This is a genomic window from Methylobacterium sp. 4-46 (assembly GCF_000019365.1).
GTDB lineage: Bacteria > Pseudomonadota > Alphaproteobacteria > Rhizobiales > Beijerinckiaceae > Methylobacterium.
Map to the genome: position 1 here is coordinate 7,125,729 of NC_010511.1, position 13,000 is coordinate 7,138,728.

At 75.0% G+C, this 13,000-nt stretch carries 10 protein-coding genes; 4 read left to right on the forward strand and 6 right to left on the reverse strand.

The window, feature by feature from the left end; all coding sequences use genetic code 11:
* Positions 1 to 10: 10 nt before the first annotated feature.
* Positions 11 to 283: a hypothetical protein gene (locus tag M446_RS31340; protein ID WP_012336114.1), complete on the reverse strand. Its 273-nt coding sequence runs from the start codon at positions 281 to 283 to the stop codon at positions 11 to 13.
* A gap of 269 nt (positions 284 to 552) precedes the next feature.
* Between M446_RS31340 and M446_RS31345 the strand changes: the two genes are divergently transcribed.
* Positions 553 to 804 (forward strand): DUF4258 domain-containing protein, encoded by a 252-nt coding sequence (locus M446_RS31345; protein ID WP_012336115.1) that lies wholly within the window; start codon positions 553 to 555, stop codon positions 802 to 804.
* A 199-nt stretch (positions 805 to 1,003) separates the two neighbouring features.
* On the opposite strand, the gene M446_RS31350 is transcribed toward M446_RS31345, so the two are convergent.
* Positions 1,004 to 1,189 (reverse strand): YegP family protein, encoded by a 186-nt coding sequence (locus tag M446_RS31350; protein WP_012336116.1) that lies wholly within the window; start codon positions 1,187 to 1,189, stop codon positions 1,004 to 1,006.
* Between the two features lie 285 nt (positions 1,190 to 1,474).
* Between M446_RS31350 and M446_RS31355 the strand changes: the two genes are divergently transcribed.
* Entirely contained in the window at positions 1,475 to 4,807 is a 3,333-nt protein-coding gene (locus M446_RS31355; protein ID WP_265576475.1) for a S41 family peptidase, read from the forward strand.
* 183 nt (positions 4,808 to 4,990) lie between these two features.
* On the opposite strand, the gene M446_RS31360 is transcribed toward M446_RS31355, so the two are convergent.
* Entirely contained in the window at positions 4,991 to 6,490 is a 1,500-nt protein-coding gene (locus M446_RS31360; protein ID WP_012336118.1) for a DEAD/DEAH box helicase, read from the reverse strand.
* 331 nt (positions 6,491 to 6,821) lie between these two features.
* On the opposite strand from M446_RS31360, the gene M446_RS31365 reads away from it, so the two are divergent.
* Positions 6,822 to 7,901: an NAD(P)H-dependent flavin oxidoreductase gene (locus tag M446_RS31365; RefSeq protein ID WP_012336119.1), complete on the forward strand. Its 1,080-nt coding sequence runs from the start codon at positions 6,822 to 6,824 to the stop codon at positions 7,899 to 7,901.
* 6 nt (positions 7,902 to 7,907) lie between these two features.
* Here the strand turns inward: M446_RS31365 and M446_RS31370 are convergent, their stop codons facing one another.
* From M446_RS31370 to M446_RS31380, 3 genes are all read right to left on the reverse strand, one after another.
* Entirely contained in the window at positions 7,908 to 9,374 is a 1,467-nt protein-coding gene (locus tag M446_RS31370; RefSeq protein ID WP_012336120.1) for an MFS transporter, read from the reverse strand.
* Positions 9,375 to 9,430: 56 nt separating this feature from the next.
* Positions 9,431 to 10,276: a trypsin-like serine peptidase gene (locus tag M446_RS31375; RefSeq protein ID WP_043701839.1), complete on the reverse strand. Its 846-nt coding sequence runs from the start codon at positions 10,274 to 10,276 to the stop codon at positions 9,431 to 9,433.
* A gap of 189 nt (positions 10,277 to 10,465) precedes the next feature.
* A complete protein-coding gene (locus tag M446_RS31380; protein ID WP_012336122.1) occupies positions 10,466 to 11,542 on the reverse strand; it encodes a malate/lactate/ureidoglycolate dehydrogenase in 1,077 nt (358 codons plus the stop codon).
* Between the two features lie 244 nt (positions 11,543 to 11,786).
* Between M446_RS31380 and M446_RS31385 the strand changes: the two genes are divergently transcribed.
* The gene (locus M446_RS31385; RefSeq protein ID WP_012336123.1) at positions 11,787 to 12,950 is read left to right on the forward strand and encodes an ABC transporter substrate-binding protein; all 1,164 of its coding nucleotides are present in this window, start codon (positions 11,787 to 11,789) and stop codon (positions 12,948 to 12,950) included.
* Positions 12,951 to 13,000 lie beyond the last annotated feature (50 nt).

A 13,000-nucleotide genomic window follows, 5' to 3' on the forward strand; every position in this document is an offset into this window, starting at 1 on the left:
CCCCGCCCGCTCAGTAGCGGTAGAAGCCGCGGCGATGGGGATGGCCGTAGAAGCCGTGATGGCGGCGGTAGCCGTAGGCGCGGCCGTAGGGCGGTCCGTAGCGGCGGTAGCCGTAGGGGCGGCCCCAATGGTGGTGATGGCGGCGGTAATAGCCGTACTGCACCCAGGTCGTGGGAGCCGCCGCGGCCGTCTCGGCGGGGGCCGGCGCGGCGGTTGCCGCCTGCGGTGCGAGGGCGGCCCCGCCGAGCACGAGGCCGGCGGCCAGGATCACGGTCTTCAGCACTGGGAAGCTCCTGCGTCTTCGGTGAGGCGTTCGGTGACGCGAGGCCCCTCAACGCCCCGCGGACCATATCGTTGCCGCGGTGCAGCGACGCCGCGCTGCGGCGGGCCGACGCGGCCCAGGGATTCGCCTTCCGCCAGCGATCGACGATGGGGGACGGCACCGCCCCGCGCCGTCCGTCCGCGGATCGGCCCGAATGGGCGGGCCGACGGGAACCTTCACGGCCGGTTGGTGGGAAGGCCCGGACGGGTGTCCCGTGGGAGGGGGGTCCGATGATGGCGTTCGTTTCCCTGGCTCACGCCCGCGTCGCCATGGCGGAGCGCCAGCTCGACGCGGCCTCGGTGGAGCGCGCGGTCGTGAGCCCCCTAACGACCGAGCCCGATCCGGTCGATCCGAGTTTGGTGCGCGCTGTCCGGTCTGTCCCGGAGCGCGGCGGACGCGTTTTTCGCGGGGTATATCGACCGGAACCCGCAGGCTGCGCGATCCTCACAGCCTTCCTCGACCGAGGCAGGCGGCGGACGTGACGATGCACGATCACCGCGAGGCCGATGCCCTCCTCCTCCGTCTCTCCGAGACGCCCATCGCCGCGCGCGAGGAGGTCCCCCGGCCTCGTGATCGATCTCGGTGCGGAGGGCCGCATCGTGGCCGTCGAGCGTCTGGGGGCCTCCTCGCAGCCGTCGGGCGGCGCCGATATCCGGAGCGTCGCCGCCTGAGCCGTCCACCTCACGCCATCTTGAGGGTCATGTCGACGACCGAGGCCTGGCCCGCGCCCTTCACCAGGGCGATGCCGTGCTCGCAATCCTCCCGGCGGACGTAGCCCTCGGCGCAATCGGCCACGACCTCGCCGTTCGCGGCCCGCAGCCGCCAGCGCCAGTGCCCGCCCGCATCCCGGTAGAGTTCGAAGCGCATCGCGTCCCTCCTCGCGTGGATCCGCCCGGGGAGATGGGGAGCCGCGGCGGCGAGGCAACGCATCCGGCAGGTGCCCGTTCGCACGGGCCGGCGAGACGAGCCGACGTATGGCTCGGCTGCATGGCGCCGCCGCGACACAATGTTGACCTCGGGTCATGGCCGGCCCGGGGTCATGTTCGGCCTGGGGTCATGTTCGGCCTGGGGTCATGTTCGGCCTGGGGTTATGGCCGACCTGGGCTCATGGTCCAGGTCCGGCCGGTCGGCCCCGGTGGGGAGTCCCTGTCGATGCGCGCGAGGCTCGTCCTTCTCCTGCTCTGGGCCTGCCTCGCGGCGGCCGCGTCCCGCGCGGACGCGCCGCCCGAGAGCGGCCGGCTCTGGCTGCGGGAGCCGGCACTCTCCCCCGACGGGACGCGCATCGCCTTCCGGCACCGCGGGCAGATCTGGATCGTCCCCGCCTCCGGCGGCGCCGCGACGGCGCTGACGCCCGCCGGAACCCACGCGGCGGCGCCGGCCTGGTCGCCCGACGGCCGCACCCTGGCCTTCGCGTCGGACCGCTTCGGGGCGCTGAACGTCTTCGCGGTGCCGGCCGCCGGGGGCGAGATCCGGCGCCTGACCTGGTACGGCCTCGACGAGCGCCCGATGAGCGTCGCGCCGGACGGCCGCGTCCTGTTCGCCGCCCGCCGCCTCGGCGACGCGGCCCGGACCTTCGCCCCGCCCAATCGGACCGAGATGGCGAGCCAGGTCTACGCCGTGCCGCTGGCCGGGGGCCGCGAGACGCTCGTCCTGCCCAATGCCGCCCTCGACGCCCGCTCCGACCCGGGCGGGAAGCGCCTCCTCTACACGAGCCCGAACGTCGAGCAGCGCTTCCGGCAGCACCAGGTCTCCCGGGCCGTGCGCCAGGTCTGGCTCTACGACGCGGCGACGGGCCGGCACGAGCGGTTGACCGAGGGGACGCGGGAGAGCCGGAACGCCGTCTGGCTGCCGGGGGACGAGATCGCCTATCTCAGCGAGGCCTCCGGCTCGCTCAACGTCTGGCGCCTCTCGCTCGCCGAGCGGGTGCCGCGCCAACTCACCTTCTTCGCCGAGGGCGCCGTGCGCTGGCTCTCGGCCTCGGCGGAGGGCGACCTCGTCTTCGCGCGCGAGGGGGCGCTCTACCGGCTGGCGCGCGGCGCGGCCGAGCCCGAGGTGATCCCGGTCACGGTGACCGAATCCGCCTTCGCCGGCGAGGTCCCGGCCCGCAGCTCGGAGTTCAGCGACCTCGCGGTCTCGCCGACCGGCCAGGAGGTCGCGCTGGTGGCGCAGGGCGACATCTCCGTCGCCGCCCGCGACGGGAAATCGGTCAAGCGGATCACCCGCGGCCCGGGCGAGGCGCGCAACCCGACCTTCTCGCCGGACGGGCGGCGCCTCGCCTACGCGGCCGAGCGGGACGGGCGCTGGGGCCTCTACGAGACGAGCCTCGCGGTGCCGGAGGAGACCGGCTTCGCGCAGGCGACCCGCCTCGTCGAGCGCCGGCTCCCGAGCGCCGAGGGCGACGCGCTGGTGCCGCGCTACGCGCCCGACGGGCGCCGCCTCGCCTACGTCCTCGACCGCGCCGCCGTGCACATCCTCGATCTCGCGAGCGGCGCCGACCGGGAGGTCGTGCCGCCGGGCCGGTTCTACGCCTACGACGATGGCCGCTGGTGGCTGGCCTGGTCGCCGGATTCGCGCTGGCTCGCCCTGCCGATCCAGGGCGAGCAATCCTTCGCGACCAACGTCGCGGTGGTGCCCGCCGACGGGTCGCGCCCGCCCCTGCGGGTCGCTCCGGCCGGCGAGGCCCAGGGCGACGCGCAGTGGAGCGCGGATGGCAGCTTCCTGCTCTGGCGCAGCGACGCCAGCGCGCTCCACCGCGCCCTCGGCGACGCCGCCCGCAGCGACGTCGACGCGGTCTTCACCTCCCGCCGGGCCCGGGAGGCGTTCGAGGCGCGGCTGCGCCTGCCGGTCGTGGCGGAGCCGGACGGTCCGGCGCGCCCCTCCGGGACGGGCCCGGCGCCGTCCGAGCGGGTTCAGGCCGAGCGGGCCGCGCGCCCGGCGCTCCCCACCTTCGATCCGGACGGGCTGGAGGACCGGCAGTACCGGCTCTCGCAGGCGCCCGGCGACGTGGTCCATGCCGGCCTGATGGCGGACGGCGTCGGCGTGCTCACGGTCGAGCAGGCCGAGACTCCGGCGGGCGACGGCTGGATGCTGACCGGGACGCTGCGCGACCTGCGGCTCGGCCGGCGCCGCATCCTGTTCTCCGGCGTGGCCTCCAAGCGCGCGAGTCCCGTCCGGCTGAGCCGCGACCAGCGCAGCCTCTACGCCCTGTCCCGGAACGGCTTCGAGGAGATCGACCTCGCCCGCGGCACGGTGCGCAGCGTGCGGGTCCAGGTGGAGGCGGCCCGGGACCCGGCCCGGACCCTGCGCGAGGCCTTCGCGCAATACGGGCGCCTCACCCGGGCGAAGTTCCTCGATCCCGGCATGCACGGGGTGGATTGGGAGGCCGCGCAGGCGCGCTACGCCCGCTTCCTGCCCGCCCTCGCGGATCCGCGCGACCTCGCCGAACTGCTCTCGGAGATGGCGGGCGAGCTCAACGCCTCGCATACGGGGGCCTTTCTCGTCCCCGCCATCCCCGCCGACGAGCGGACCGCCTCGCTCGGCCTCTACTACGACGAGGCCCATGCGGGGCCGGGCATGCGGGTCGCCGCGATCCTGCCCGGGGGACCGTTCGACGCGGCCGGTACGCGCCTCGCGCCGGGGGACGTGCTGACCGAGATCGACGGGGCGCCGATCCCGGAGGCGGGCGGCGTGCACCGCCTGCTGCGCGGCCGCGCGAACAGGCTCGTCGAGATCGCCTTCCGCAAGCCGGACGGCAGCGAGGTGCGGGAGCGTCGCGCCCCGGTGAGCCTCGACCGGGAGCGGGACCTCGCCTTCGAGCGCTGGCAGCGGGCGCGGCGGGACGCCGTGGTCGCCCGCTCCTGCGGGCGGCTCGGCTACGTGCACGTCCGCGCCATGGACGCGCGCTCCTACCGCCGCACCTTCGCGGAGCTGTTCGGCCGCTTCGCCCAGGCGGAGGGGCTGATCGTGGACGTGCGCTTCAACGGCGGCGGCAACCTGCACAACCAGCTGCTCACGCTCCTGTCCGGGCGCCCCTACCTGACCTTCAGCCCGCGCTCCGGGCCGCCTCAGGCCGAGCCGGCCAACCGCTGGACCAAGCCCTCCGCCGTGCTGATGAACGCGGCGAGCTACTCCGACGCCTCGATCTTCCCGCAGGGCTACCGCGACCTCGGGATCGGGCCGCTCATCGGCGACCCCGTCGCGGGGACCGGCACCTTCGTGTGGTGGGTGCCCTCCCCGATCGTGCCGCGGCTGGCCTACGGCCTGCCGCAGCTGGCGATCCGCCGGGCGGACGGGCGCCTCCTCGAGAACACCGACATCCTCCCGGACGTCGCGGTGCCCTCCGACCCCACCGCCTGGGCGGAGGGCCGCGACCCGCAGCTCGAGGCCGCGGTGGCGGCCCTGCTCGGTGCCGGGGGCGCCGCCTGCGGGCCGGCCCCGGCGGCGAACGCCGCCATCGCCGCGCCGGAACCGCGCACCACGCCCTGACTGGGCGCGGCGAGCGCCGGATCGTCGGCCCCCTCATGCGCGAACGGCCCGCGCTCAGCCGGTGAGCGCGGGCCGCCAAGAGCGCAGGCCGCCAAGAGCGCGGGCCGCCAAGAGCGCGGGCCGCCAAGAGCGCGGGCTGCGACGCGCGCGGCGGGCCGGGACGGCCCGGCGGTTCCGGAGATTTCAGCGCGGCGCGCGGTCGAGCCAGCCGATCGAGCGGCCGTCCTGGCCGCCCTGGGCCGGGCGGGCGTGGTCGCGGCGCTGCGGCTGCCCCTGCCGGTGGTTCGGGCCCTCGGCGCGGTGATGCGCGGGGCGCGCATCCTGACCCTGCCGGGCGGGACGCCCGTCCTGGTTGGTGCGGGCCTGGCGCCCGTCCTGGCCCTGGCGCGCGGGGCGCGGCCGCGCCTCCGCCGGGCGTCCGCCCTGCGTCTGCGGCGGGCGGCCGCCCTGGGGCCGGCCGGGACGCTGGCCCCGCGGCCCGGGCTGGCGCCGGTCGCGCTCGGCCTCGGCCTCGGCCACCGCGGCCTCCTGGCGGCTCGGGGGCACGAAGCCCTCCGGGATCGCCATCTCGGGCACCTTCTGGCGGGTCAGGCGCTCGATGTCGCGCAGATAGGCGCGCTCCTCGTCGTTGCAGAACGAGATGGCGAGCCCGTCCGCCCCGGCGCGGGCCGTGCGGCCGATCCGGTGGACATAGGCCTCCGGCACGTTCGGCAGGTCGAAATTCACCACGTGGCTGACGCCCTCGACGTCGATGCCGCGGGCCGCGATGTCGGTGGCGACGAGCACCCGGCAGATTCCAGCCCGGAAGGCCGCCAGCGCCCGCTCGCGCTGGGGCTGGGACTTGTTGCCGTGGATCGCCGCCGAGCCGATGCCGGCCTTCTCCAGGCCGCGCACGACGCGGTCGGCGCCGTGCTTGGTGCGGGTGAAGACCAGCACGCGGTCGATCGACGCGTCGCGCAGGATTGTGGCCAGCAGCGCCTGCTTGGCGCCGGTGGGGACGTGGACGACCCGCTGCTCCACGCGCTCGGCCGTGGTGGCGACCGGGGTCACCGCCACCTGCACCGGGTCGCGCAGGTACTGGGCCGCCAGCGTGGCGATGTTCCTCGGCATGGTGGCCGAGAAGAACAGGCTCTGGCGCGCCTTCGGCAGCAGGGTGACGATGCGCTTCAGCGCGTGGATGAAGCCCAGATCGAGCATCTGGTCGGCCTCGTCGAGGACGAGGTACTCGACGGCGTCGAGGCTGAGCGAGCGGCGGTCGATCAGGTCGAGGAGCCGGCCCGGGGTCGCGACCAGGATGTCGACGCCGTTCGCCAGCGCCCGCTCCTGGCGGCCGATGGTGACGCCGCCGAACACGACCGTGGTCGAGAAGGGCAGGAACTTGCCGTAATCGCCGAAGCTCTCGGCGATCTGGCTGGCGAGCTCCCGGGTCGGCGAGAGCACGAGGACGCGGCAGCCGCGGCGGGGCGCGCGGCGCTGCGGCGTCTCGCTGGCGAGCCGGTGCAGGATCGGGAGCGCGAAGGCGGCGGTCTTGCCGGTGCCGGTCTGGGCGATGCCGCAGAGGTCGCGGCCCGCCATCGCCTGCGGCACGGCCTGGGCCTGGATCGGGGTCGGCGTGACGTAGCCGGTCTCGGCGAGCGCCTTCAGGATGGGCGCCGCCAGGCCGAAATCAACGAATTGAGTCAAGGTGAAACACGCTTTCGGGAAGCAGCGGGATCGCCCAGGCGGGTGCGCGCGGCACCGCGATCGCGATCCTTCGGTCTGGGGTGGGAAGCCCGCGTGATGGAGCCGCCCGGAGGGTCAAGCGATCGACGAGAGGGCCGGGCCTGCCGCGCGAATGCGGGCCAATCCGTCACGCAGCCCTCTCAGGCGGGCCGGAACGGCCGCTGACGCTGCAGCCCCGATATGGCGTTGTGCGGGTGCGAAGTCAATCCGCCGGACCGGGCTTCTCGTCCCGCACCCACTTGTCGTCCCGCACCCACTTGCGGCCCGGCCGCGGCGGCGCTTCACTGCCGGCATGTCCGCGCCCCACCCCGCCCTCGCCCGCGCGCAGGATTTCTGCGCCCGCTACGGCCTGCGCCTGCCGATCCTGCTGGCGCCGATGGCCGGCGCCTGCCCGCCCTCCCTGTCGATCGCCGTGGCGGAGGCGGGCGGGCTCGGCGCCTGCGGCGCCCTGCTGATGCCGCCCGCCGCCATCCTGGCCTGGGCGGCGGAGGTGCGGGCGGGCACCCGCGGGCCGTTCCAGCTCAACCTCTGGATCCCCGACCCGCCGCCCCGCCGCGACCCGGAGCACGAGGCGCGCCTGCGCGGCTTCCTCGGCGGTTTCGGCCCCGCCGTGCCGCCGGAGGCGGGCGACGCGGCGCCCCCCGACTTCGCCGCCCAGTGCGAGGCGTTCCTGGAGGCCGCGCCGCCCATCGTCTCCTCGGTGATGGGCCTCTACCCGCCCGCCTTCGTGGCGCGCCTGAAGCACCGGGGCATCGCCTGGTGGGCGAACGTCTCGACCGTGGCCGAGGCCCTCGCGGCCGAGGCGGCCGGCGCCGACGCGGTGGTGGTCCAGGGCGCCGAGGCCGGCGGGCATCGCGGCTGCTTCGAGGCGGGGAGCGCCGAGGCCGGGATGGTCGGCACGATGGCGCTCGTGCCGGCGGTGGCCGACGCGGTGCGGATCCCGGTCGTCGCCACCGGCGGCATCGCGGAGGCGCGGGGCGCCGCGGCGGCGCTCCTCCTCGGGGCGAGCGCCGTCCAGATCGGCACCGGCTTCCTGCGCTGCCCGGAGGCGAGGCTCAGCCCCGCCTGGGCCGAGGGGCTCGCGCGGGCGCGGCCGGAGGACACGCGCGTGGCCCGGGTCTTCAGCGGCCGGGCCGGGCGCAGCCTCGCCACCGCCTACGTGGCGGCCGCGACCGCCCCCGACGCGCCGGCGCCCGCGCCGTACCCGGTGCAGCGCGCCCTCACCCGGGCCATGCGCGAGGCCGCGACCCGGGAGGGCGACCTCGCGCGGATGCAGGCCTGGGCCGGGCAGGCGGCCGGCTTCGCGCGGGCCGAGCCCGCCGGCCGGGTCGTGGCGGAGATCTGGGAGGGGATGCGGGCGCTCCTGCGCTGAGCGGCCCTACTCCGCCGCGGCGAGCGGGGTCGCGACCTCCTCCAGCGAGCGCCGCTCCGCCGCGACGCCCCAGATCCCCGCGACGATCCCGGCCGCGATCATCAGGGCGGAGGCCGCGAGGTAGCCGCCGAGGATCGCCGACCGGGACTGCCCCTCGATCAGCACCCCGAACAGGGCCGGCCCCGCCGCCCCGATCCCGGTGCCGACGGCGTAGAACACCGCGATGGCGAGCGCCCGGATCTCCAGGGGAAACACCTCGCTGACGGTCAGGTAGGCCGAACTCGCCGCCGCCGAGGCGAAGAAGAACACGGTCATCCAGCTCAGCGTGAGCGTGGTCGCGGTCAGCGCCTCCTGCTGGAACAGCACCCCGCTCAGGGCGAGCAGCACCCCCGAGATCCCGTAGGTCGCCGCGATCATCGGCTTGCGGCCGAGCGTGTCGAACAGCCGCCCGAGCACCACCGGCCCGAAGAAGTTGCCGGCCGCGAAGGGCAGGATGTACCAGCCGACCGCCCCGGCCGGCACCTTGTAGAAGTCGATCAGGATCAACCCGTAGGTGAAGAAGATCGCGTTGTAGAAGAAGGCCTGGGCGGACATCAGGGCGAGCCCGACCCCCGCGCGCCGGCGATAGCGGGCGAGCGTCCGGAAGACCTCGGAGAGCGGCGTGTGCCGGCGCTGGCGCAGGCGCGCCGTCCGGAACGGCCCCTCGCTCAGAACGTGCCCCTCGGCGCGGAACCGCGCCTCGATCCCGGCCACCACGGCCTCGGCCTCGGCGGCGCGGCCATGGGTCATCAGCCAGCGCGGGCTCTCGGGGATCCAGGTGCGCAGGAGCAGGATGACGAGGCCGAGCGCCGCGCCGAGCAGGAAGGCCGCCCGCCAGCCGTGATCGGGGCCGAACAGGGAGGGATCGAGCACGATCAGGGAGGCCCCCGCCCCCAGCACGGCGCCGAGCCAGAACGAGCCGTTGATGACGAGGTCGGTCCAGCCGCGGGCGCGGGCCGGGATCAGTTCCTGGATGGTCGAGTTGATCGCCGTGTACTCGCCGCCGATCCCGGCCCCCGTGAGGAACCGGAACAGGCAGAAGCTCCAGAGGTCCCAGGAGAAGCCGGTGGCGGCGGTGGCCGCGAGGTAGACCGCGAGCGTGACGAAGAACAGCTTCTTGCGCCCGAGCCGGTCGGTGAGCCAGCCGAACCCCACCGCCCCCAGCACGGCGCCGGCGAGGTAGCTCGACGTGGCGAGCCCGATCTCCGCATTGCTGAAGCGCAGGGTCGGGCTGTCGCGCAGGGCCCCGGCGAGCGCGCCCGCGAGCGTCACCTCCAGCCCGTCGAGGATCCAGGTGATGCCGAGGGCCAGCACCACCAGGGTGTGGAACCGGCCCCAGGGCAGCCGGTCGAGCCGGGAGGAGACGTCGGTCTCGATGATCTCGCCGTCGCGGGACGGCGCGGATCGTGTCGCTGCGTGCGTGGTCATCGGCATCCGGGGGCAGGCGCTGTCCCGACCAGATAGGGCCGCCGCGCCGCGCTGCGACCGCGTCAGCGCCGGGCCATCTCGTCGAGCACCGGCGCGAAGGCGGCCGCGGCGACGCCGAAGCCGAGATGGGCCCGGACGGCGTTGCCGACCCGCTCGCCCCCGCCCACGGCGGTGTGGATGCCGACCAGGGCGGCCGTCCCGTCCGGCTCCAGGAGGAGGACGGGGGCGCCGGATTCGCCCGAGCCGGAATCGCACAGGTCCGTCAGTTGCCCGGGGGCCGGCACGTCGATCCGCGCCGAGCAGCCGCGGTGGATCACCGGCAGGTAGGGGCGGTCGAAGGCGTAGCCCGCCACCGCGACCACGGCCCCCTGCCGGCTCCCGGGCAGGTCGGCCCCCGGCAGGAGGCGCCAGGGCACCGGCTTCACGCCGTCGAGCGCCTCCCTGAGGGTGATGACGGCCCAATCGTGCCGGATCATCTCCTGGGTGATCGGGCGGGGACCGGGCCGGGTCGCCCGCTCCAGGGCGAGGCCGGGGGCGATCCGCAGATCCTGGGCCACCGCGTGCCCGCCGAAGCGGTCGCGGGCCTGGCCCGCCACGAAGTGGACCTGGTGCGGCTTCACGTAGCCGCCGATCCGGTCGTCGAACAGGCAATGGGCGGCGGTGAGGACGAGCCGGGGCGCCACCAGGGTGCCGGTGCAATGGCCGTGATGGGCCGGCCCGGTGACGACGTTGACGCGCCCGATGGCGGTGAAGGGCCAGGCGGTCGGTTCGAGCGGCACGCGCCGGTCGGTCCGCGCCGGCTCCTGCTGCGCGAGGACCGGCAGGGCCGGCAGAAGGGCGACCAGAAGGGCGCCCAGAAGGGCCCCCGGAAGGGCTCCGGGGCGGGCGCGGAGGCATCGACGCAGCAAGGGCCATCTCCTGCAGAGCCGGCCCCGGAGGGGCGCCAGCCCGTTCGGGTCCGTCATCGGGCCCATCCTGGCCGATTCCCGCGACGGTCCGCCTGCGGCCCCCGCCGCGGCGGCGGGAGCGCCGCGGCGGGGGGAGCGCCGCGGCGGGGGGAGCGCCGCGGCGGGGGGAGCGCCGCGGGAGGCGGCCGCTCAGCCGCGATACGTCTCTCCGTCGAGCCCGTGCGGCCGGCCGGCCTCGAGGAGCGTCGCCCAGACCGGGTCGGGCAGCGGCACGCCCTCGGCGAGGCGCTGCGCCCGCGTGCGGCGCTCGGGCTCGCCGGGGAGCAGCACCTCGCCCCCCTGCGCGGCCGGGCGGGCGCTCTTGAAGAAGTCGAGATAGGTGCGGGTCTCGGTCGCGACCGCGTCCGCCGAGCCGAAGGCCTCCGGCGTCATGTAGATCGACAGCATGCCGTTGCAGAAGCGCTTCGGGCCGGGGCCGGCCGTGCCCGAGCCGGTGAGCGCCCCGGCCAGCAATTCGCACATCAGCGCGAGGCCGGAGCCCTTGTGCTCGCCGAAGGCCCGGATCGCCCCCGTCCCGCGCCGGTTGTCGCGCTCCGCCGTGCCGTCGTAGGGGCCGAAGAGCGTGCGCGGGTCCTGGCTCGGGCGCCCGTCCGGCTCGATCAGCACGCCCTCGGGCAGGGGCTTGCCCCCCTGCGAGGCCACCAGCACCTTGCCCTCGGCCACCGCCGAGGTCGCGAAGTCGAGGATGATCGGCTCGCCCCCGGCGACCGGGAACCCCGCCGCGAAGGGGGCGGTCGAGTAGCGCCGGTCGACCGAGCCGAACGGGGCGACGAGCAGGCTGCCCGCCACGTTGACGAAATGCACCGAGACGAGGCCCGCCGCCGCCGCCTGCTCGGCCCACTCGCCGATCCGCCCGAGATGCCCGGCATGGCGCAGGGCCACGATGGCGACCCCGTTCGCCCGGGCCCGGGCGATGCCGAGGTCCGTCGCGAAGGGACCGGCGGTCTGGCCGAAGCCGTAATGCGCGTCGATCAGCGCGAAGGCCGGAGTGTCGCTCACCACCTCCGGGGTCCGGCCGGCCACGACCTCGCCCTCGCGCAACCACGCGACGTAGCGGGGCACGCGAATCACCCCGTGGCTGTCATGGCCCGTGAGGTTCGCGGCGACGAGGTAGCGCCCGATCCGCTCCGCCTCCTCCGGCGCGCAGCCCTCCCCGATGAAGATGTCGCGGACGAAGGCGGTCAGGCCGGCGGCGGCGATGCGCATGGGATCCTCCCGGAAACTCTTCTTGGCGGATGGCGAATAGCGAATGGCGAGGGGGGATCCAAGCCGCGGCGGGATTTTTGCGGAATCCGGCGATGCCGGGCGCCCCGACCTGCCGCCCGCTTCCCCCTCACCGCACAGCATTCGCCACGCGTCCCGGCTCCGGGGCTGGACATGGCAGCGCTGCCGGTGTCCACTCCGCACCCACAACCGGGCCTCGAGACCGGAGCATTGGGAGGAAGACCTCATGAGGACGACGCGTCGCGTTTTCCTGGGCGGCGCCGCATCCGCGGCGGTCGGAGCAGCGTTCCCCGGCGTGATCCGCTCGGCCTGCGCGCAGGGTGCCGGCGCGACGACGCGCATCGGCATGGTGCTGCCGGTGACGGGGCCGGGCGCGGATGCCGGGCGCTTCGCGCTCAACGGCGCCAAGATCGCGCTGGAGGCGGTGAACAAGGCCGGCGGCGTGCTCGGCAAGCCGCTGGAGATCGTCACCGAGGACGACCAGACCACCAATCCGGGCGCGGTCCTGGCCTTCTCCAAGCTCGCCTCGCAGAGCGACCTCGTCGGGTTCCTGGGCTCGATCCGCTCGACCCAGAACCACGCCATGGCGCCCGACATCCTCAAGACCGGCAAGCCGGTCTGCTTCGGCGGCACCGACCCGGTGCTGACCCAGATGGGCAATCCCTGGCTGTTCCGCTTCCGGCCGAACGACAGCTACTCGGCCCGGGTGATCGCCGATTTCGGCGTCAACACTCTCTCCAAGAAGAAGTGGGCGGTGATCCACTCCACGGACGCGTTCGGCACCAGCGGCGCCAAGGCGCTCACCGAGGCGTTGGCCAAGGCGGGCGCGACGGTGGCCCTCGACCAGGGCTACTCGAACCAGAGCCAGGACTTCACGCCGGTCGTGCTGGCGATCCGCCAGTCGGGGGCCGAGGTGATCGGCTCCTACTTCACCTTCGAGAACGACCTCGGCATCTTCGCCCGGCAGTTGCGCCAGCTCGGGGTCACCGTGCCCTGGGTCGGCTCGCCCTCGATCGTCAACGTGACGGCGCTGAAGCTCGCCGGCCCCTCGCTGTTCGGCACCTACGGGGTGGCGGACTACGCCGAGGAATCGAGCGAGGCGGCGCGGGCCTTCGGCAAGGCCTACCGGGCGGTCACCAAGATCGCGCCCGACAACCAATCCTCCTGGACCTACGACGCCGTGACGGTGCTGGCCATGGCCATCAACAAGGCCGGGAAGACCGACCCGCAGGCGATCCGCGAGGCGCTCCTCTCCATCCGCGGCCACGAGGGGGCCGAGGGCACCTACAATTTCGACAAGAACGGCGACGGCCTGCACGGCTACAACGTCGTGAAGAACGACAAGGGGTCGATCGTCTTCGACAAGCGGATCGACTTCAACCAGGGCTGACCACCTCCGCCGGCCCGTCCCCGGACGGGCCTCCCCCCTCGCCGGCCCGG

Bases quoted from the DNA above. Each gene is read 5' to 3' on its own strand.
- M446_RS31345 (WP_012336115.1), top strand. From the start codon at position 553: ATGATGGCGTTCGTTTCCCTGGCTCACGCCCGCGTCGCCATGGCGGAG.
- M446_RS31350 (WP_012336116.1), bottom strand. From the start codon at position 1,189: ATGCGCTTCGAACTCTACCGGGATGCGGGCGGGCACTGGCGCTGGCGG.
- M446_RS31355 (WP_265576475.1), top strand. From the start codon at position 1,475: ATGCGCGCGAGGCTCGTCCTTCTCCTGCTCTGGGCCTGCCTCGCGGCG.
- M446_RS31365 (WP_012336119.1), top strand. From the start codon at position 6,822: ATGTCCGCGCCCCACCCCGCCCTCGCCCGCGCGCAGGATTTCTGCGCC.
- M446_RS31370 (WP_012336120.1), bottom strand. From the start codon at position 9,374: ATGCCGATGACCACGCACGCAGCGACACGATCCGCGCCGTCCCGCGAC.
- M446_RS31380 (WP_012336122.1), bottom strand. From the start codon at position 11,542: ATGCGCATCGCCGCCGCCGGCCTGACCGCCTTCGTCCGCGACATCTTC.
- M446_RS31385 (WP_012336123.1), top strand. From the start codon at position 11,787: ATGAGGACGACGCGTCGCGTTTTCCTGGGCGGCGCCGCATCCGCGGCG.